Raw genomic sequence first — 17,511 nt, 5'->3', positions numbered from 1 at the left:
GATGGAAGTCGGCAGAGGTGGCCGACACGCTCCGGAGAGGCGACTTTGAGGCATCGATCGATGCGGTGCTTAGCGACGACGAGCTGGCGGGCGACGTGATGCTCCGGCTCGAAGACCAGGGGATCGAGGATGGACCGCTGGGGATGCTTCTCCGTCGGCAGACGAGCTCCGATATGCTCCGGTCGGCGCGGCGGTCGAGCGACGTGGCGAGCATGTCGGCGGCGACGGGGCTGAGTGACTCGCGGGTCGAGGCGACAGGGTACGATCTGTTGCTCAAGCGGTGTAAACCGGCGGCTCAGCAGATCTTGATAAAGGGCCCTAAGGGGAGCGGTAAGACGGTGCTCGGGATCGACATCGTCCGGCGACTGTTTGCCGAGTTTGACGGCGAGCTCTCCGTGGCTACCAACGTCAGGGGACCGGACGAGCACGAGGCAGTGACCTTTGTCGAGACGATGAGCGGGTTGCTCGAGTGGGTCCGAGACACGAAAGGCGAGAAGATAGCGCTCATGGACGAGTGGTCGACGACGATGAACGCCCACGCGCACCCCGGCGGCGACGTCCGGTCGACGGTGAGTCGGTTTGTCAACGCGCTCCGGAAAGGGACGGGAGGGAGCACGAGACTGCTGATAATCGGCCACGAGCACGACACGGACATAGCGGCGATCCTGCGGACGCAGGCGGACGTTGTGATCCACAAAGCGGGGAAGGCGGACGAGGGGCTGGCGGATCAGGCGGCGGTGTACGACGGTTGGCAGAGCTACGTCAAAGACGACGAGGCGCTCAAGATCCGCGGTCTCGCAGACGTGCCGGCATCGTCGACGTGGGGAGCGGACACGAACTATTTTGCGTATTTCGAGCCGGACCTCGATGCTCCTCGAGAGCAGATCAAGCGAGGGAAGCTTGTCAAGGACTGGCAGCAGTATCAAGACGAGGCGCAGGAGGAGCAGGAGAGCGATCTCGAGCGTATCAAGTGCCGAGGGAGTAAGAGTGGCGGCGGTGGGTGCGGACAGCTTACGGACCACGTGAGCGGGTTCTGTGGGTACCACCGCGACCAGTGGAACGGCGACGACGACCCGCGGCGGGTTACCAACGACGAGGGAGACGACGACACATGAGTACGATAGTGACGCGACGGATCGAGGGATCAGGCCCCTACGCTTACAGGGTGACTTACCGGTCGGCGGACGGGCGACACCACTGGGAGTACCTCGGGCCGGTCGGCGCGGTCGACCCGGAGGGGCTCACAGATGAGGAGACGGCGCAGCTCCGGGAGGAGGGCTTTGGGCTGGCGAGGCATCGGGTGACAACGAGTCACGACCTCCGGCGGCTCGAGGTAGCCAACGGGCTCCGCGATCGGCTCAAGGAAGGCGTGCTGGCACCGACAGACGATCGTCGGTCGACAGTCGTGGAGCTGGCGGAGGATGCGCCGACAACCGCCCGGCAGCTGCTTGAGGCGGAGGCGGAGGATATGGTCCAGGAACTCGATAAGGGAGCCGGACAGGCGGCTCTCACTGAGGCGGAGAAGGGACGGATCGACTTTACGGAGACGACGATCCCAGAGGCGCAGGCGGCGAAGGCGGCGATCCTCGATGAAGGGATTGACGATTGGACCTCCGTGTGGTCGGAAGACCTGACGGGAGTCGGAGAGGCGCGACAGGCGGCTCGAGACAACCGGCAGAGCATCGGCGGCGACCGGCTCGATAACGAGGAGGGGCCGGACGAGAGAACGACGAGCAACGACGAGATGCGCTCCGAGGCAGAGAAGCAGGCGCTCAAGTACGCGAAGGAGGGGGACGCCGACGCCCGAGCGTATCTCCTCGAGGAGCGAGGATGGACGGCTAGCGAGATCGAGACGACACCGGTGGCAGCATGACCGACAACAGCGATACTACCAACGATGGAGGCGGCGGACGGACGAGCATGACGCTGGCCTGTATCAAAGGCCGAGAGGAGACGCGAGAACGGCTCAGAGAGCTCGGATTCAGCGAGGAGGAGATCGCCACGATGGAACGACACCACGGCCCCGTCGAGCTGGCTCGAGGCGTGACGGACGGGCTCCGGTGGGTGCGGGAGAGGGACGACGATGTGACGACGATCGTCGGCGGCGAGTCGTGAATTACCAACGAGTGGCCCGCACGGCTCCTCGAGGATCGGCCGCCTCGCGCGCCCGCACGCAGACCGGGGGAGAGATGCCCCCCCCACACCGTTTTTCCAGTGTCCTTCCAACGTCTCCCACACACCGTTTTTCTAGCGTTTTCCCGTAGTCCTGAATACACAGTCGTTCACAAGCGATATAAAATCGGTATTAGTCTACTAAGCAGGTACTGCGATCAACATCCCAAAGTAACTGTAAATGGTGTTCTCTGAATCGCGTATGTTAATTTTAAGACTCTTTTCTTCATCGATTTCAGCGGTACTCGTTCCTATGCTGGTCTTCTCAATGAGGTTACTATCGCGGTCACGCCAATTGACGTCACCGGAGATCTCAACAGGTCCCCCAGAGCCGTTAGATATGATGATTTCTAATGAATATCCGGTACCGGTGGCTGTGAGTGCCGATTCAGCAGAGACGTTTTTTGCGGGACCAACAACGTCAACTACACCGATAATATTTGAACTAGAACTGGATTGGCTCTCATCAACTGAAGAACGATCATCTTTCGAACTGGAAGTGGATTCACTCTCAGTACTGGGGCCGGGCTCATCCCCACCAAGGCACCCAGCGGTGGCGGCTAAAGAACTGACGGCAACCACTTTCCCGGTCGACTTGAGTACACTGCGTCGTGTGTCTATTTTTTTAACCACTGTATTTAGCTCCGCTTAATCAGCATATTTAAACTCTACTTACGGATTATCAGAAAAGATAGTTTGGATGATGTTTCTTCCTCTCTACCACGACCTCTAAGTCGCTTAACTCCCTGACAATAACTCAAACCCTTCACACCGTCTTTCCAGTGTTCCCAATCAGCTCCATTATTCATAGACCCCCCTCATTATTCATCACCCCCACACCGTTTTTCCAGTGTTCTATGGACATACCTATCCACTGTCAAAGTGGACAGATCATGTAACATAGATCAGTTTGGTGCGATCAATTCTCGGAATCGTTGGCAAGTTCTATCCCATCAAACCGACGAACCAGCAAACGCAGATCAGAATCATGCTCTCTACCGGTGATTACACAGGCGGTTTCGTATTCGTTATTTTCTGAGATTTCTGCGATCCTATTCATCATATAGATATTACGCTCAGCGTGAACCGCAGAGAGATACGCAATTATGACTGAGATAGCACCAGTAATTAGTGAAACTATAGCAAGGAGGATCCCAATAATTCCAAAGGGGAGATAAATGAGAACAGCAGGCATAACTAGCAAGGACCAGTTTGCGAGACCCCAATCACGATATTGAGATCCTATTATTGAGTGAACAGGTTTGTCAACGTAGTATGGTTCTAAATCATATTCCTCTTGAAAGTATTCGACAATCTCCTCATCTGTTTTGAGAAAATTCGAGAATAACCAAATGAATTTTAGCACCGATTTCAAGCCCACGAGTAAAAGCGGAGCAGCGACCCAGTTGATCGCCACCTCTTTTTTTCTGTGATTTGAGACTCTGTCCTCTAAGAAGACAGCGTCAGGCTCTCCTATATTGTCCTCAATCGCTTCCACTCGGTCTTCAACATCTGTACCAACATGAGTTCCACCGCTAATGTAGATCTCCATGTATTCTGTTTAGAAATGAATTATAATCGCACTTATCTTTCGGGTTTTCTGAATTAGTGAGAGTGTTGGTGTATTTGGGATCCATTATTCATCGACCCTCTGTGAGAATACGGGTGTTATCTCACAGGCTGTTAGAAATAGCCCGTCTTTAACTACTCTCTACCTGTGGGAGAAGACATGGGTCAAATCGGGATCTACGTGCGGGTGTCAACAGAGGATCAGAGTGTGGAGCGACAACTCGAGGCGACGACAGAGTATGCGGATAGTCGGCTTGATGCGGGAGTCGACGAGCTCGAGATCTACAGAGACAAGTCGACGGGAACGGACACGGAACGGTCAGGGTACCAGTCGATGATGGCCGACCTCGAGGAGCTCGAGACCGTCGTCGTCAAATCGATCAGTCGGATCAGTCGTTCGATCCGAGACCTAGATCGGACGGCAGAGCGATTTGAGGAGGCAGACACAGAACTACGGATCATCGACGAGGGCCTCGAGCTCAAGCCTGGCGACGAGGATCCGTATCAGACGGCGCTGTTCCAGTTGTTAGGCGTCTTTGCGGAGCTTGAGGCAGCGATGATCAGGATGCGGACGAGGGAGGGGATCGCGGCGCGACAAGCTAACGACGACTATCACCACGGGAGAGCCCCGCTCGGATTCGAGAAGGCGGACGGCCGGCTGATAGAGGGGAAGAACTACGATCACGTCGTTACCGTGCTCGAGATGGTCGCTAAAGATGAGATGAGCAAACGCCAAGCGGCTCGGGAGCTCGACACGACGCGGTCGACGATCGGATCGGCGCTCGAGGAGAGACCGGGGTTATACGGTCTCTGAGAGTCGTGTGTGGATTCCAGCGAAGTAACTGATTATCGCTTGGATTCCGCTCCGCGACCGCTCAGATATCTGGCCCAAAATTGGCGAGCCACTCAACCTCGTCTCGGTTATCTCGGTACCTTCGTACGTGGGTTGAAACTTCGCTCCGCTTATCGAGCCCCAGCTCGTCTTTGACTTCCTGGTGCGTTCTACCCGCCTCAATTAGGGCGACGACCTGCGCCTGTCGCTTTGCTACTCCGCCCTTCTCCCGAAGCTCATCGGCGCGGTCTTCCCACGTCTGTTCAGAGTTGTCGCTTGACCAACCGCAATTCGGGCACGTTACAATACCAGTGCCCCGTTCCGCCACAGCCACGTCGCAGTAGCACTGGCGGCAATGGACACCCGTGTGGTAGGCGTAGTCGTCGGTGATGAATATCGGCGACACGTGTGGATCAGCCGGATCGCCATCTCCGAACAGCGGCTCTGCGTCCTCTGGAACGAACGCCTCGATGTCGTCGGAGATCGACGTTCCGAGTCGGGATTCGTAATCGGTTTTGCTCATTGGTTTAGTAGGTGTGGGTTCGTCGGGTCTCGATCTCGCCCTCAGGCGTTGCGACTCGGGTCACGTGATCGAGGTTGCACTCTTTCGAGGAGTCGTTGCAGTAAGTCGTCGTTTTGCTGATGACGACTTCTTCCCCGATCTCGGCAGATTCTTCGAGAGCATCTTGATCCTTATCTTCGTACGCGAGTAGTTCGTCGGTGGGCTCCGGTTCGCTGTCCTCGCGGAGTTGCTCGATCTCGTCTTTGTTCTCCCCAACAGGGATCTGGGGCTTCTGCCGGTCGCCCTGAACGCGGTGGACTCCGAGGTTCAGCACGTCAATGCCCTTGTACGTCTCAACGAACGCCGACGTTCGGTCGATGTTGATCGCGGGGGACTCGACGCCGACGAACAGCGTACCGTTTTCGGCGGTCACGGTGACGTCTGCGCCGCGCTCGGTCGTGAACGTGACCTCGTCCTGTCCGCCGTCAGCGACCGCAACGGGTGCGCTGTCGGTCTCGGCAGGGGAGACCTTTCGCCAGGTCACGAAGTGTCCTTTCGCGTTCCGCACGACGTAGACATCCTGTCCGTTCCACGTTTCGAGCGTTCCGAGTTCTTTGGCCGGGTCGTTCGCTGTTTCAACTTTGGTGGTGAGTTCTTCAGTCGTCATCTGTCTTGCCACACATAGGTGTATGGCAGTATGCCACTTAACCCTTGCCATACAAATCTGTGTGGCATAGACATATCTCATTGGTAACATTATAAGTCCCATTTGAACACTAATCAGGCGATAACGTGTCGGGGGCCGCAGAACGGGACGATTCGACGGACGGGGTTCATATTGACTTCTCCGAGACTGTCCACATCGACGGCCGACTCATCGAGGGAGAGAACTACGATCGAGTCGTGACCGTGCTCGAGATGGTCGCTAAAGATGAGATGAGCAAACGCAAAGCGGCTCGGGAGCTCGATACGACACGGTCGACGATCGGATCGGCGCTCGGGGAGAGACCGGAGTTATATGGGGTCTGAGGTTCGTGTGAGGATATGAACAAAGAAGAATTTGAGGAGGCGCTTGAGGAGGCAAAAGAGAACAATTTTGAATTGGGTGAGCCAGAGGAGGGGGGAAGTTTCGAGGAGGGTGGAGAGTTACAGGATCCGTTTGAGGAGGCAGATCAAAACAATTTCGAGCTGGGTGAACCAGAGGAAGACGGGGATTTCGAGGAGGGTGGAGAGTTTCAGAATCCATTTGAGGAGGATTCAAGCGACAACTAGAGCAGCTGAATCGGTAAGCCGATTAGAATAAGTATTACACCAACCGTCCGAATCTTGGTTTTCCCGTTTCGGATTGACCGATCAATCTGATACCGGAGCTTGTCGAACGTTTGTTCTTCAATCCCCGAGATCTCCTCATCGCCTTCATAGGCTCGAACTGTATGGATCATCCCTCTTCCCCCCACTTCTGCGGTACCTGCTAACACTTTCAATTTAGTTATATTTCCATCCAGTTTGTTCTCTTTACTGACTAGCGTATTCAGCTCTTCAAGCGTATCATCAAATCCAGTATCGGAGTTTTTGAGCTCCCCCGCTTCTAATTCTTCTAGTCCCCTCAGCAATCTTCCTGGTCTATGTAGTGGCTCAAGATAGGCAATTCCCGGAATCGTAATAGTGAGCGCCCCTAGAAGGTATACAATGCTCCCGACAACCACTGGGTCAATCTCATTCATGAACTACTCTTGAGAGATCTTATCTAACAAATCAAGATACATCGCCTCATAATTTCGAACTCCCCGCTCAGGATCTATATCCTCCATGAATTCCCCTCTCTCAGCATCATAGCCCCCAGCTAGGTAGTATCTCCCTTCTCGGGTGATTGTATAGACGCCATTCCCGAGAGAATTCAATAGATCGTGTTCTGATAGAGTTCGGAGCCTCCTCGAGATATGCTGTTTAGATACGTGAACGTAGTCAGATCGAGCGATCTCTGAGGGTGAGCCGGATCCGTTTTCCTCGATATACTCGAGCATCCGATCGTCCCATATCGTCATCCAATCTCCCGATTTTCGCATACCAGGTCTAATGTGCCATGGTCGATAAAAGGTGACAATATAATTTATCGGAGACACCAGTAACTATATGTGACACAGGCTCATCTGTGTGGGTGCCCACCGATAGCTGGGATACGAGACACTGTTGGTCTGTGATGACCGGGCCCGCTGGCACGGGCCCGTTGAGGTGGCGCAAGAACGCATGTACCGCGCCACGACGGGGCCACAAAAGCCCCACCGATTTGAGGCACCGACACCACTAACAAGTATCGACGACGGCCGCTGCGCCGTCTGTCACGGTCCCGCGGACGGAATCGACGCGATCCTCGAGCTCCCGACCTGCCGAGGATGCGCAGCTCGGAGGAGTCGATGAGTCGGGCGACACGGCGAGACTCTCCCGACCTCAAGATCGAAGAAGCGATCGAGAAGTTCGTCGCTCGGAATCGACCAGACTGGAAGGGAGAGACCGAGCGGACCTATCGCAAGAGCCTCGATACGTTCGAGACGTTCGCCGAAGAGGCAGAGATCGACACTCTCGGCGACATGGATCTGTGGTCCGTCGGGGATTACACGGATTACCTACTCGGTCGCGATTACGCCAAGATCACGATACAGAGTAAGCAGAAGCAGACACGTCGCTGGATCAAGTGGCTCGAAGGGCAGGGACTTGTCAACGTCGGCACGCACCTTGCGATCGAGCCCCTCAAGCTCGAGGACGCAGAGCAGACGAGCTCGGACACTCTCGAGCCGGAGGAGATCAAGTCGTACCTCGTTTACTACCGCGAGGCACCCCAGTGGCGGGCGACCCGGCGACACGCGCTCCTCGAGGTAACCGGCCACGTCGCACCCCGTCGCGGAGGTATCAGGGCTCTCGATGTCCGGGATTGGGATTCGGAGGAACGGACGCTCTCGTTCCGGAATCGCCCGGAGACCGGGACGCGACTCAAGAAGGGAGACCAACACGAGCGCAAGGTCGTGCTCGCTCCTGAGCCGGCTCAGATCCTCGATGAGTTCGTGGCAAAGCATCGACTCCGAAAACACGACGAACACGGCCGCTCCCCGCTCTTCGCGAGTCGTCAGGGCCGGCCGACAAAGTCGACGATAACGAACTGGATCTATCAGGCAACGCTCCCGTGCGTCAAGCAGCAGTGCCCTCACTCCCGAGAGCCGCATAAATGCGAGTGGGCGGCTAAGCAGACGATGGCCTCTCAGTGTCCGTCGTCGTCGAGCCCGCACCCGATCCGTCGCGGGTCGATAACGTGGCAGCTGAACCTCGGTCGAGACCTCGAGGACGTAGCAGAGCGAGCAGCGACGACGCCGGACGTGCTTAGGCGGTATTACGACAGGCCCGACCTAGACGCCGCTCTCAGGCGGAGGATCACCGACTTCGAAGGGATCGACATCACGGAGCACAGCGAGCCGACCGACATCGACGGCGAAATCAACGACGAAGAAGACCGATAATGACCCGACAAGACCGCAGTAATCACTCCGATCAGTCAGCGAAGCGGGAGACCGGTATCCCTCCGGCCCCATAGCGGTCTCCACTCTAACGTATCACTTCTTAGTAATAGGTATTCGAGGAAAAACAGGTCCGTAGCCGGGGAGGAGAGCACGCGCCTCCACGTCGAATCGCTGACGGCGGACGCGTTCGCGACCGCGAAGGACATCTTCCGGCAGCACGAGCGATCCTCGTTCGTCGACGCCTGTATCGTCGCGTACATGCAGGTCGAGGGGCTGGGCTACCGCTACGCGTTCGACGGCGACTTCGACGCCGCCGAGGACGTGTACCGCCTCGACGTCGCGGCCGACCCGTAACGGCAGGAGTGACCGAGGGGCAGCAGATGCTACTCGCTCGCGGTCGTCGACGCTGACCAACGATCGCTATCGCTCCTCCGGTCGGTCACGGGCGTCGTACCGCCGGACCAGCGCGCCAACATACCATAACTTCAGCGCCATCGAGAGCGCGCCGGCGAGGCCGGCCCGGAAGGGGCGCCGGCGGTACGCGGCGACGAACGCGTACACCGAGACGGGGACGTTGAGCAGGTTGAGCCAGTTCGGGTACGTGATGTCGAAGACGCCCGCCTTCTGTTCGCGCGTCCACCAACGTTCGGCTAACACCACGCGGGTCATCCACGCGTCGTCGTCGTCCGGCGGCGGGAAGAGGATCGGATTCGCCACAGTGAACAGGAGTGCGGCGCCCGCGAATCGCCACTTTCGGTGATAGACAGCGAAGAGGAGCGCCGGCAGTAGGACCGTTCGACTCCAGCCGCTCTTCGGATTGGAGTGACGACGCCAGAACCGTTCTTCAAAATCGTCCGGCAGAGTGGGGGCCATGGTCGGGATTTCTCTCCGAGCGATCAAATAGTTTCCTTCGAGGCAGAGGGCGTCTTACCACATCCGGACGGGGTCGCTCACGTGGCACTGCGACCGCGGGCTCCCGATCGGCGTGGTCAGCGAGCGCGCCGACGCGGACCCGGACACGTTCAAGCGCTACTACCACAAGGCGGACCGGCACCGGAAGTCGCAGAACGTAGAGAGGAGTACACCGCGGACCTCGATATCGCCGGGACCGGCGAGGAGGACGCCGACTCATGACGACGACCGCGGTTCAGGTCCCTGTGGCCCCAAACTCTGCTGCCGCGTCCGGCGAGGCGACCGACACCGACGACGAAAGCGAGTCGACCCGGGTCAGCGACGCGCCACGATCCGCCCGGCCATGAGGCCGACGAGCCCGATCATACCCGCCATCGCGAGGTAGAGTCCCAGCCCGATCAGTTCGCCGTTCGCGCCGTTCACGCCCGCGAGGCCCAGGAACACGACGGCGATGACGGCGTGGAGCGCGAACACGCCGGACGGGACGTTCACTCCGAGATCGAATCCGATGTCCATGTCGTTTGCTTCGGCGGGCGTCGGAAAAAGTCGTCCGGTCGGACCGCGCGACGGCGGCGCTACGATCGCGGCTCGTCGGGCAGGTCGAACACGTCTTCCACGCGCGCGTCGAACTCACGTGCGATGCGCCAGGCCAGCTCCAGCGAGGGGTTGTACTCGCCCTTCTCGACGTAGAGGACCGTCTGCCGAGTCACGTCGACGCGGTCGGCCAGCTCGGCCTGCGTCAGGCCGGCCTCCTCGCGGAGCTCGCGGACGCGGGTGTCGAACTCCACGGTTACGCCTCCACGCCCCGCCGCCGCACCCAGGCCCGTGTCCCGTGAGCGACGGAGGAGACGCAGATCGCGACGGCGGCCCAGACGACCACGACGCGGGCCTGCGCGTAGGCGGTCTGTGCGATACCGTCGAGCCCGCCCGTCGCCTGTAGCGCGGACCCGACGAGGAAGACGGCGAGCGAGGCCCCGAACAGCAGCATCGCGGCGCGGCTCGCGGCGGTCCGCGTGATCGCTCGGGTGCGCTCGTCGGTCGGCGTGTACCCGACGCGGTCGGCGACCGTCCGGCTCACCGGGAAGAACGCGACGAACAGCACCGCGCCGCTGGCGATGATCGGAGCAGATTCCCGGGCCAGTCCGAGGTTGAGCGTCAGCACCGTGACGAGCATGTGAACGGCCCGTCCGATGCGGTACTTCGTGCGAGGTCGCATTCGGTTGTCACCTCTATGTGTTAGTTCGATCTAACGTTATATATTTCTTACTCCGATCGGCGAGACTGGCACCGTCGCTCGCGAGGGGCAGGTCAGATCACACAACGAGAGCGGATTCGACGAAGCGGTACCGACTCGGTGTCGTCAGAGGAAGGCCCGGCGAACGAGCAGCCGGCCTCCGCTACAGCACGTCGCCGATCCGGACCGGCTCGCCGTCCAAGTCCGGATCCTCGGCGACGATCGTCAGCACCTCGTGGTCCGTGACGTCGCGGTACGACTTCCCGGTCGCCTCCTCGATCAGCGTCTTCTCTAACTCGAACTCGGTGCCCTCGTAGACGACGTCGACCCCGCGGTCCGTGAACGTCAGGTCCGTGCTCATCGGTTTAGAGTACTCCGCGCGAGGTGATAAGGAACGCGCACCGCCGGAGGCGGTCGTCGCACGTCGGGGACACCGGTATCGACCGCGCGCCACGCGGATCTCAGGTGGCGTCGCAGGCTGCGTCGTGGCCTGACTCGCAGAGTCGTTCGAGCATCTCACACGCCTGTCCGTTCCCGCTCGCGCAGAGTCGACGCGCGAGCGCGACCGTCGCGGCGGAGGCCTCGTCGCCGTGGTCGGTGTCGGCGGTCTCGGACCGGTCCCCGCGTCGCCGTCGGTTCCGGCGACCGCGGCGCGTCCGGCGGCCGACCCGACCCACTCGGTTGCGGTTCCGTGCCATATGGTACCGAAGCAGCTGGAGGATCATAAATCCGAACTGGGCGTGCGAACGACACGCACACCCGCGACGACGACTCGCGCCCGCGGCCCAAGGAGCGCAGCTGAGGAGAGGTGGGGACTCAGTCGTCGTCGTCGCGCATCTCGGAGAGGCGGCCGACGAGGTCGTCGGTGTCGGCGTCGCCCTCGATGGTGACGTCGCCGTCGTGGTCGTTCTCGTGGACGTTCACCGCGTCGTCCTCGTCGGTGTCGACGTCCTGATCCGTCTGTTCGCTCTCGTCGTACGATCCGAATCCCATGGGCGAGATACCGACGGCGCACTGAAAAGCGCGGCGACAGGGGGCCGCCGCGGGAGGCGTTCACGTTCCGCGCGGCGCTCGCGTCGTCCGACGCGTGTCCGACGCCCCGCACCGTTTATACGCTCGGGGCGACTGCTCCCGGTGTGTCGCTGCGAGGAGACGGCCCGATCGAGGAGCTCGCGATCCCCTCGGAGACGACCGTCGAGGAGCACGACGTCGTCGTCGACGGCGACGTGCTCGTGGGCGGGCAGTCGACCGTCGGGCTCGGCGTCCGCGGCCGCAACGTCGCGATCGGCGAGCGCGTGCGCGTGGGCGACGACATCGAGGCCGAGGGCGACTGCCGGCTCGACACCTGGTGTTCCGTCGACGGCAACGTGCTCGTCGGCGAGGACGCGTACCTCGGCGAGCGGGTCACCGTCACCGGCCGGTTGATGGTGTCGGGCAACCTCGACATCGGCGACGACGTGACGGTCGAGGAGGGGTTCGAGGCCAACGGCTGGATCGTCATCCGCAACCCGGTGCCGACGATCGTCTTCTACTTCATCGTCCTCTCGCAGCTGCTGCGCGTCGGCGAGACCGACGCCGCCGACGAACTGGCGGAGGCGCTCGCCGACGGCGACGACGTGCGGGATCCGCTGTTGGTCCCGCGGAACGCCGAGATATCCGACGACGCGTGGCGCGTGTCGACGCCGGCCACCGTCGGCGACGACTGCCGCCTCCACGGCAACCTCCGCGCGGCGTCGATCCGCGTCGGCGAGCGCAACGAGGTGTTCGGCTCGCTGCGCGCCCGCGAGGACGTCACCGTCGGCGCCGACACGGTCATCCACGGCGACGTGACGACCCGCGGCGGGACCGTGACCGTCGAGAGCGGCGCGCGCGTCCTCGGTGACGTCTCCGCGGGCGATCTCGTGGTGTACGACGGCGCGGAGATCCAGGGCACCCTCCGGGCGCGCGGCGAAATGAAGCTGATCCAAGAAGCGGAGCGGGCGAGCGAAGACGACGGGGTCGAGTCCGATGTACCGGACGAGGCGGCCGCCGAAGCCCAGACCGACGCCGCGGACGCCGAGGAGGCCGCGACGGTGACCACCGACGCCGGCGCGGCGCCCGGGACGGTCGAGTCAGACGACTCCTGACCCGTTGCGCCGGACGTGTTTTACCCGCCGGGGACGCAATTCAGAATGCGGTTCTTAGCGACGAAAGCGGCGTTTTTCCCGCAGGTATTTTTCAGACAGTTTATGCCGGAACCCCCGCGGCGATCGACGTTTAACGCGGTTTTATCCGATTTAATTTCACGTCAGTTCTAAACGACACAAGGCACTTACAACAGGCACCGAAAGCCTCGGGTGCGTCATGAGCCGACCTCTGACGGCGACCCGCCGCGCGACGCTGGCGGGACTGGGTGCGATCGTCGCATCGGGAAGCGTGACGGGTGTCGCCGCGGCCGCGGAGAGCGACTGGACCGTCGAGGCGACCGAGACCGACAGCACGCTCCACGACGTGGTGTCGGCGAGCGCCGGCCGCTTCGCGGTCGGCGGCGGCGGCGTCCTCACCGCGCCGGCGGCCGAGGGCTGGCGGACGCTTCGCGCCGGCGGCCCGACCGGGAACGGCAGCAACCTCTACGGGGCCGCCGTCACCGACGACGGCGAGCGCGTCTGGTTCGTCGGCGCGAGCGGCGCCATCGGCGAGTACATCCCCGCGACGGACACCCTCGTGGACCACTCGGCGCCGATGGACAACACGAACAACTACAACGCCGTCGCCGTCACCGGGCGGGCCGGCGAGGCGAACGTCTACGTCGCCGGCGACTCCGGGAAGATCTACTACAGCTTCGAGAACGGCGCGGCGGGGACCTGGGACTACGTCACGCCGGGCAGCGGCTCCGCGCTCCCCGCGATCGACTTCCACGGCCCCCGAAGCGGGCACGCGGTCGACACGAACGGCCGCGTGTTCGTCACCGACGACGGCGTCACCTGGAACGCCATCGGGATCGAGGACGCCGACGTGACGTTCTACGGCCTCGACAGCGACGCGCCCGACGACGTCGCCGTCTCCGGCGGTAACGGCGCCGTGCTGACGTACGACGGCGCGAACTGGACGCCCGACGCGCTCGGCGACGCCGATCTCGTCGATGTCGAGACGGACGGCGAGGCCGGCTACGTCGTCGGGAGCGGCGGCGTCGTCCAGGAGCTCACCGCCGACGATCGGTTCGCGCTCGACACGCCGACCGGCGAGAACCTGAACGCGGTCGACGTGGACGGCGACGCCGTCGTCGTCGGCAACGGCGGGATCGTCCTGCGCCGGTAACCGCTTCGGCGGCTCCGACCGCGTCGGCGTCGACCCCGCCGGCGTCGACCGAGGCGGCGGCTCCCATCGCGACGGTCCATACCCGCCGTTCGCGACCTATCGGGTCCCTCTCAGTCGCCGTCTCCGTCCGGGGCGGTGACGAACACCTCGTCGTCCAGGCGGTCGCAGACCGTGTCGGCGAGCGTCCGAAGGTTCACGGTGTCCTCGCGGTTGTACGAGACGAGCGTCTCCAGCGCCTGGTCGCTCCCCCGCTCGTACTCGCGCCAGAGCCGGACCGCGTCCCGGCCGGAGATGTCCGGGCGGTCGCGGTCGATCCCGATCTCCCTCTCGATGGGCTTCAGCCCGCCCGAGAGGCCGATCCGCTTCGCGGGGTACATCAGGTCGAGGTGGGGGGTGTCGATCTCGACGTCGAAGGAGGTCTCCAGGAAGGGCACGTCGAAGCGCGCGCCGTTGAACGTCGCGAGCAGGCTGGCGTCCGCGAACTGCTCGCGGAGGCGCCGCGCGGTGAGGTCCTCGCCCGCGACGAGCGTCGTCGTCTCGCCGCCCTGATGGAAGCTGACGGTCGTCACGCGGTCGCGCCGCTCGTCGAGCCCGGTCGTCTCGATGTCGAAGAAGCAGGTCTCCTCGCGGAAGTTCTCGTAGAGCCGCCAGCGCTCGCCCGAGGGGAACGCCCGGTCGAAGTAGGCGGCGTCCCCGTCGTCGAGCCGCGCGAGCGCCTCCGCGATGAACGACTCGATCCGGTCGGCGGTCGTCGCGCCCACGCCCGCCACGTCGACGGCGGGGTCGAACGACTCCCACGTCGTGACCCCTCGCTCCCAGAGGCGCCGTTCGGTCGTCTCGCCCACCCCCTCGACGGGGATGAAGCTGTTCTCGATGCGCATGTCCGTCCCCGAGCGGCGCGCGGGCAAAAAGCCGACGGGAGCGGCCGCGCGGCCGACCGCGAGCGAAGAGCTAACACGCCGCGGTACCGATGCGAGCCCGTGAACGACCGATCGAACGAGGCGACCGATACGTCGAGGGGGGCCCGATGAAGCGGGCGGGCCCCGACGGCGTCGCGCTGATCGGCCACCGTGGCTGCGCCGGCCAGTACCCGGAGAACACGGTCGCGGCCGCCGAGCGCGCGGCGCCGCACGTCGACGCCGTCGAGGTCGACGTGCGCCGGTGCGCCAGCGGCGAGCTCGTCGTCTTCCACGACGCGGACCTCGACCGGCTGACCGGCGCGTCCGGGCGCGTCGCGGACACGGACTGGAAGGCGCTGCGCGAACTGACGGTGCTCGACTCCGGCGAACCGATCCCGCGGCTCGGCGAGGCGCTCGCGGCCGTCCCCGAGGGGATTGGCGTCAACGTCGAAATCAAGGAGCCGGAGACCGCGCTCGACGCGCTCGCCCTCGCGCGGCGGACCGACACCGAGGTGCTGTTCTCGTCGTTTCGCCCGGAGGCGCTGGCGTCGCTGCGCGACCGCGACCCGGCGACGGACCGCGCGCTGCTCGTCGCGGACGCGGCCCCCGAGCGCGCGGTCGAGCGGGCGACGGAACTCGGGTGCGTCGCGGTCCACCCGCCGATCGACCTCGCGACCGAACCGGGCTTCGTCGAGAGGGCGCACGAGGCGGAGCTGGCCGTGAACGGGTGGACCGCGGCCGATCGGGTGGACGCCGAGCGACTGGTCGCGGCCGGCGTCGACGGGGTCATCGCCGACCGGTGGGACCTGCTGCCGGAGGCCGACCGGTCGTCGCGGAATTAAGTGGTCTCGCGGCAAGCGATCCGTATGTGCGGCCGCTACACCCTCTTCACCCCCGCCGCCGACCTCGAAGACAGGTTCGGCGCGGCGTTCGGCGACCACGAACCCAGCTACAACTGCGCGCCCGGGCAGTCGCTCCCCGTCATCCCTGACGCGGACCCGTCGGCGGCGACGCGGATGGAGTGGGGGCTGACGCCCTCGTGGGCCGACGAGTCGTTCGACCTCATCAACGCCCGCGCGGAGACGGTGCGGGAGAAGCGGAGCTTCACGGACGCCTTCGAGCGCCGGCGCTGCCTCGTCCCCGCGGACGGCTTCTACGAGTGGGTCGGCGGCGACCGCGGGTCGGGCAAGACCCCCTACCGCGTCGCCTTCGAGGACGACCGGCCGTTCGCGATGGCCGGCATCTACGAGCGGTGGGAGCCGCCGACGCCGGAGACGACCCAGACCGGGCTCGGCGCGTTCGGCGGGGGGTCGGGCGGAGGGGAGAACGAGAAGAGCGACGACGGACCGATTGAGACGTTCGCGATCGTGACGACGGAGCCGAACGACCTCGTCGCCGACCTCCACCACCGGATGGCGGTGATGCTGGAGCCGGGCGAGGAGGAGGCGTGGCTCCGGGGGGATCCGGACGAGGCCGCCGCCCTGCTCGACCCCTACCCGAGCGACGAACTGACCGCGCACCCGGTGTCGACGCGGGTGAACTCCCCCGCGGTCGACGCGCCGGAGTTGATCGAGCCGGTCGGGTGAGTCGCGTCCGCCGGAGTCGGTCCGTCGGGTACGGACGCGCCGTCCGGGGGGACGGCCTCAACGGAGGCGCGGTCAGGCCGCCAACGAGATGTCCAGGTACAACATGGTGATAACGCCGACCATGAGTCCGAGGGTCGCCACGCGCTCGTGGCCGCTTCGGTGCGTCTCGGGGATGATCTCGTCGGAGATGACGAACAGCATCGCCCCCGCGGCGAACCCCATCGCGTACGGCAACAGGGGCGCGACCGCCGCGACGGCGACGGCTCCGAGCACCGCCAGCGGAATCTCGACGACACCGGCGCGTATCCCCGCGAACGCGGCGTAGATTCGGCGGTCGAGGCCGGCGTTAATCGCCGCGACGGAGACGGCCAGCCCCTCGGGGATGTTCTGGATACCGATCGCGAGCATCAGCGACAGCGCGCTCCCGAGTTGCGCCGGATCGCCGGCGGCCGCGCCGAACCCGACGCCGACCGCGAGCCCCTCGGGCATGTTGTGTAGCGTGATGGCCAGGACGAACAGGACCACCCCGGTTACCCGGTCGTCGCTGACCGGTAGCGTCTCTCCGGGGTTCGCCGCGTCCATGCGACGAGAACCGGTCAGCAGGAAGTGGGCGTGGGGAATCAGCGCGTCCGCCCGATCCAGAAACAGAGCGCCGACCCCGACGCCGATAAGCGTCGGGATCGGGTTACCGCCGGAGTACTCCTCGACGCCGGGGATGATCAGGCTGGTGAACGCGGCGGCGAGCATGACGCCGGCGGCGAAGCCGAGCATCCCGTTGAGGGCTCGCTCGGACGGGCTCCGCCAGACGAGGACCAGCGACGCTCCGGCGAGGTTCAGCAGCGCGATGATGACGCCGCCGACGAACGCCTGTGCTACCGAGGAGGTACCGGCGATACGGACGAACGCCTCGGTGATTTCGACCGCCATCTGACAGCGATAACACGGGGGGGTTGATAAGTCTACACCGGAGACGGTCGCCCGTGGCGCCCGGTGACGAAG

The 17,511-nt window shown here is 63.2% G+C and carries 26 protein-coding genes and 1 pseudogene; 12 read left to right on the top strand and 15 right to left on the bottom strand.

Features of this window, described 5'->3' with window-relative positions:
• Positions 1-17: 17 nt before the first annotated feature.
• The 3 genes from EXE50_RS01080 to EXE50_RS01070 are packed head-to-tail and all read left to right on the top strand — an operon-like array spanning position 18 to position 2,115.
• A complete protein-coding gene (locus tag EXE50_RS01080) occupies positions 18-1,115 on the top strand; it encodes a hypothetical protein (RefSeq protein ID WP_206750609.1) in 1,098 nt (365 codons plus the stop codon).
• Positions 1,112-1,873, top strand: coding sequence for a hypothetical protein (locus EXE50_RS01075; protein ID WP_137704114.1), 762 nt, complete (start codon positions 1,112-1,114; stop codon positions 1,871-1,873). The genes EXE50_RS01080 and EXE50_RS01075 overlap by 4 nt, the downstream gene beginning before the upstream one ends.
• On the top strand, positions 1,870-2,115 hold the full coding sequence (locus EXE50_RS01070) for a hypothetical protein (protein ID WP_137704113.1): 246 nt from the start codon (positions 1,870-1,872) through the stop codon (positions 2,113-2,115). Before EXE50_RS01075 ends, EXE50_RS01070 begins: the two co-directional genes overlap by 4 nt.
• 198 nt (positions 2,116-2,313) lie before the next feature.
• Here EXE50_RS01070 and EXE50_RS01065 read toward each other — a convergent pair whose 3' ends face one another.
• A complete protein-coding gene (locus EXE50_RS01065) occupies positions 2,314-2,805 on the bottom strand; it encodes a hypothetical protein (RefSeq protein WP_137704112.1) in 492 nt (163 codons plus the stop codon).
• 286 nt (positions 2,806-3,091) lie between these two features.
• Positions 3,092-3,724, bottom strand: coding sequence for a hypothetical protein (locus EXE50_RS01060; RefSeq protein ID WP_137704111.1), 633 nt, complete (start codon positions 3,722-3,724; stop codon positions 3,092-3,094).
• Positions 3,725-3,901: 177 nt separating this feature from the next.
• Here EXE50_RS01060 and EXE50_RS01055 point away from each other — a divergent pair, with 177 nt between their 5' ends.
• The gene (locus EXE50_RS01055; RefSeq protein ID WP_137704110.1) at positions 3,902-4,555 is read left to right on the top strand and encodes a recombinase family protein; all 654 of its coding nucleotides are present in this window, start codon (positions 3,902-3,904) and stop codon (positions 4,553-4,555) included.
• A gap of 61 nt (positions 4,556-4,616) precedes the next feature.
• Here the strand turns inward: EXE50_RS01055 and EXE50_RS01050 are convergent, their stop codons facing one another.
• Positions 4,617-5,096, bottom strand: a complete 480-nt coding sequence (locus tag EXE50_RS01050) for a hypothetical protein (RefSeq protein WP_137704109.1) — start codon at positions 5,094-5,096, stop codon at positions 4,617-4,619.
• Positions 5,097-5,100: 4 nt separating this feature from the next.
• The gene (locus tag EXE50_RS01045) at positions 5,101-5,754 is read right to left on the bottom strand and encodes a hypothetical protein (protein WP_137704108.1); all 654 of its coding nucleotides are present in this window, start codon (positions 5,752-5,754) and stop codon (positions 5,101-5,103) included.
• Between the two features lie 113 nt (positions 5,755-5,867).
• On the opposite strand from EXE50_RS01045, the gene EXE50_RS01040 reads away from it, so the two are divergent.
• On the top strand, positions 5,868-6,104 hold the full coding sequence (locus EXE50_RS01040) for a hypothetical protein (protein ID WP_137704107.1): 237 nt from the start codon (positions 5,868-5,870) through the stop codon (positions 6,102-6,104).
• 15 nt (positions 6,105-6,119) lie between these two features.
• Positions 6,120-6,347, top strand: a complete 228-nt coding sequence (locus EXE50_RS01035; RefSeq protein WP_137704106.1) for a hypothetical protein — start codon at positions 6,120-6,122, stop codon at positions 6,345-6,347.
• Here EXE50_RS01035 and EXE50_RS01030 read toward each other — a convergent pair.
• Together EXE50_RS01030 and EXE50_RS01025 are read right to left on the bottom strand one after the other, a co-directional pair.
• Positions 6,344-6,799 carry a hypothetical protein gene (locus EXE50_RS01030; protein ID WP_137704105.1) on the bottom strand — a complete coding sequence of 152 codons (456 nt, stop codon included), beginning with the start codon at positions 6,797-6,799 and terminating at the stop codon, positions 6,344-6,346. The two genes, EXE50_RS01035 and EXE50_RS01030, sit on opposite strands and share 4 nt — an antisense overlap.
• Before the next feature lie 3 nt (positions 6,800-6,802).
• Positions 6,803-7,141, bottom strand: a complete 339-nt coding sequence (locus tag EXE50_RS01025; protein ID WP_137704104.1) for a helix-turn-helix transcriptional regulator — start codon at positions 7,139-7,141, stop codon at positions 6,803-6,805.
• A gap of 348 nt (positions 7,142-7,489) precedes the next feature.
• On the opposite strand from EXE50_RS01025, the gene EXE50_RS01020 reads away from it, so the two are divergent.
• Together EXE50_RS01020 and EXE50_RS17970 are read left to right on the top strand one after the other, a co-directional pair.
• Positions 7,490-8,584: a site-specific integrase gene (locus EXE50_RS01020; RefSeq protein WP_137704103.1), complete on the top strand. Its 1,095-nt coding sequence runs from the start codon at positions 7,490-7,492 to the stop codon at positions 8,582-8,584.
• 60 nt (positions 8,585-8,644) lie between these two features.
• Positions 8,645-8,938, top strand: a pseudogene (locus EXE50_RS17970) (PIN domain-containing protein); the annotation flags it as partial.
• A 66-nt stretch (positions 8,939-9,004) separates the two neighbouring features.
• Here the strand turns inward: EXE50_RS17970 and EXE50_RS01010 are convergent.
• From EXE50_RS01010 to EXE50_RS00975, 7 genes are all read right to left on the bottom strand, one after another.
• Positions 9,005-9,457, bottom strand: coding sequence for a DUF6653 family protein (locus tag EXE50_RS01010; RefSeq protein WP_137704102.1), 453 nt, complete (start codon positions 9,455-9,457; stop codon positions 9,005-9,007).
• Positions 9,458-9,811: 354 nt separating this feature from the next.
• Positions 9,812-10,012, bottom strand: coding sequence for a hypothetical protein (locus EXE50_RS01000; RefSeq protein ID WP_053772211.1), 201 nt, complete (start codon positions 10,010-10,012; stop codon positions 9,812-9,814).
• Positions 10,013-10,071: 59 nt separating this feature from the next.
• Entirely contained in the window at positions 10,072-10,284 is a 213-nt protein-coding gene (locus tag EXE50_RS00995) for a helix-turn-helix transcriptional regulator (RefSeq protein WP_053772212.1), read from the bottom strand.
• A gap of 2 nt (positions 10,285-10,286) precedes the next feature.
• Positions 10,287-10,712, bottom strand: coding sequence for a hypothetical protein (locus EXE50_RS00990; RefSeq protein ID WP_233561587.1), 426 nt, complete (start codon positions 10,710-10,712; stop codon positions 10,287-10,289).
• A 181-nt stretch (positions 10,713-10,893) separates the two neighbouring features.
• On the bottom strand, positions 10,894-11,091 hold the full coding sequence (locus tag EXE50_RS00985) for a DUF5800 family protein (RefSeq protein WP_004598428.1): 198 nt from the start codon (positions 11,089-11,091) through the stop codon (positions 10,894-10,896).
• Between the two features lie 100 nt (positions 11,092-11,191).
• Positions 11,192-11,428, bottom strand: coding sequence for a hypothetical protein (locus EXE50_RS00980; RefSeq protein ID WP_137704101.1), 237 nt, complete (start codon positions 11,426-11,428; stop codon positions 11,192-11,194).
• 118 nt (positions 11,429-11,546) lie between these two features.
• Positions 11,547-11,723, bottom strand: coding sequence for a DUF5786 family protein (locus EXE50_RS00975; RefSeq protein WP_053772215.1), 177 nt, complete (start codon positions 11,721-11,723; stop codon positions 11,547-11,549).
• Positions 11,724-11,866: 143 nt separating this feature from the next.
• Here EXE50_RS00975 and EXE50_RS00970 point away from each other — a divergent pair, with 143 nt between their 5' ends.
• Together EXE50_RS00970 and EXE50_RS00965 are read left to right on the top strand one after the other, a co-directional pair.
• On the top strand, positions 11,867-12,856 hold the full coding sequence (locus EXE50_RS00970; protein WP_137704100.1) for a polymer-forming cytoskeletal protein: 990 nt from the start codon (positions 11,867-11,869) through the stop codon (positions 12,854-12,856).
• Between the two features lie 289 nt (positions 12,857-13,145).
• Positions 13,146-14,027, top strand: a complete 882-nt coding sequence (locus EXE50_RS00965; RefSeq protein ID WP_199241333.1) for a hypothetical protein — start codon at positions 13,146-13,148, stop codon at positions 14,025-14,027.
• Between the two features lie 110 nt (positions 14,028-14,137).
• Here EXE50_RS00965 and EXE50_RS00960 read toward each other — a convergent pair whose 3' ends face one another.
• Positions 14,138-14,908: a ribonuclease H-like domain-containing protein gene (locus tag EXE50_RS00960; protein WP_053772218.1), complete on the bottom strand. Its 771-nt coding sequence runs from the start codon at positions 14,906-14,908 to the stop codon at positions 14,138-14,140.
• Between the two features lie 146 nt (positions 14,909-15,054).
• Between EXE50_RS00960 and EXE50_RS00955 the strand changes: the two genes are divergently transcribed.
• Together EXE50_RS00955 and EXE50_RS00950 are read left to right on the top strand one after the other, a co-directional pair.
• Positions 15,055-15,768 carry a glycerophosphodiester phosphodiesterase gene (locus EXE50_RS00955; RefSeq protein WP_137704098.1) on the top strand — a complete coding sequence of 238 codons (714 nt, stop codon included), beginning with the start codon at positions 15,055-15,057 and terminating at the stop codon, positions 15,766-15,768.
• A gap of 24 nt (positions 15,769-15,792) precedes the next feature.
• Complete coding sequence (locus tag EXE50_RS00950; protein WP_053772220.1) at positions 15,793-16,512, top strand: SOS response-associated peptidase; 720 nt, start codon at positions 15,793-15,795, stop codon at positions 16,510-16,512.
• Positions 16,513-16,584: 72 nt separating this feature from the next.
• Here the strand turns inward: EXE50_RS00950 and EXE50_RS00945 are convergent, their stop codons facing one another.
• Positions 16,585-17,439 (bottom strand): ZIP family metal transporter, encoded by an 855-nt coding sequence (locus EXE50_RS00945; protein ID WP_053772221.1) that lies wholly within the window; start codon positions 17,437-17,439, stop codon positions 16,585-16,587.
• Positions 17,440-17,511 lie beyond the last annotated feature (72 nt).

The organism is Halorubrum sp. ARQ200 (assembly GCF_005435115.1).
Lineage (GTDB): Archaea > Halobacteriota > Halobacteria > Halobacteriales > Haloferacaceae > Halorubrum > Halorubrum tropicale.
This window is presented reverse-complemented; position numbering and strand designations above follow the sequence as displayed.

Excerpts from the sequence above, each read along its gene's own strand:
- EXE50_RS01060 (WP_137704111.1), bottom strand. The coding sequence starts at position 3,724 with ATGGAGATCTACATTAGCGGTGGAACTCATGTTGGTACAGATGTTGAA.
- EXE50_RS01030 (WP_137704105.1), bottom strand. The coding sequence starts at position 6,799 with ATGAATGAGATTGACCCAGTGGTTGTCGGGAGCATTGTATACCTTCTA.
- EXE50_RS01075 (WP_137704114.1), top strand. The coding sequence starts at position 1,112 with ATGAGTACGATAGTGACGCGACGGATCGAGGGATCAGGCCCCTACGCT.
- EXE50_RS00950 (WP_053772220.1), top strand. The coding sequence starts at position 15,793 with ATGTGCGGCCGCTACACCCTCTTCACCCCCGCCGCCGACCTCGAAGAC.
- EXE50_RS00945 (WP_053772221.1), bottom strand. The coding sequence starts at position 17,439 with ATGGCGGTCGAAATCACCGAGGCGTTCGTCCGTATCGCCGGTACCTCC.
- EXE50_RS01025 (WP_137704104.1), bottom strand. The coding sequence starts at position 7,141 with ATGCGAAAATCGGGAGATTGGATGACGATATGGGACGATCGGATGCTC.
- EXE50_RS00985 (WP_004598428.1), bottom strand. The coding sequence starts at position 11,091 with ATGAGCACGGACCTGACGTTCACGGACCGCGGGGTCGACGTCGTCTAC.
- EXE50_RS01035 (WP_137704106.1), top strand. The coding sequence starts at position 6,120 with ATGAACAAAGAAGAATTTGAGGAGGCGCTTGAGGAGGCAAAAGAGAAC.
- EXE50_RS00990 (WP_233561587.1), bottom strand. The coding sequence starts at position 10,712 with ATGCGACCTCGCACGAAGTACCGCATCGGACGGGCCGTTCACATGCTC.
- EXE50_RS01050 (WP_137704109.1), bottom strand. The coding sequence starts at position 5,096 with ATGAGCAAAACCGATTACGAATCCCGACTCGGAACGTCGATCTCCGAC.
- EXE50_RS01010 (WP_137704102.1), bottom strand. The coding sequence starts at position 9,457 with ATGGCCCCCACTCTGCCGGACGATTTTGAAGAACGGTTCTGGCGTCGT.
- EXE50_RS00980 (WP_137704101.1), bottom strand. The coding sequence starts at position 11,428 with ATGGCACGGAACCGCAACCGAGTGGGTCGGGTCGGCCGCCGGACGCGC.
- EXE50_RS00955 (WP_137704098.1), top strand. The coding sequence starts at position 15,055 with ATGAAGCGGGCGGGCCCCGACGGCGTCGCGCTGATCGGCCACCGTGGC.
- EXE50_RS01055 (WP_137704110.1), top strand. The coding sequence starts at position 3,902 with ATGGGTCAAATCGGGATCTACGTGCGGGTGTCAACAGAGGATCAGAGT.
- EXE50_RS01070 (WP_137704113.1), top strand. The coding sequence starts at position 1,870 with ATGACCGACAACAGCGATACTACCAACGATGGAGGCGGCGGACGGACG.
- EXE50_RS01020 (WP_137704103.1), top strand. The coding sequence starts at position 7,490 with ATGAGTCGGGCGACACGGCGAGACTCTCCCGACCTCAAGATCGAAGAA.
- EXE50_RS01000 (WP_053772211.1), bottom strand. The coding sequence starts at position 10,012 with ATGGACATCGGATTCGATCTCGGAGTGAACGTCCCGTCCGGCGTGTTC.
- EXE50_RS00960 (WP_053772218.1), bottom strand. The coding sequence starts at position 14,908 with ATGCGCATCGAGAACAGCTTCATCCCCGTCGAGGGGGTGGGCGAGACG.
- EXE50_RS00975 (WP_053772215.1), bottom strand. The coding sequence starts at position 11,723 with ATGGGATTCGGATCGTACGACGAGAGCGAACAGACGGATCAGGACGTC.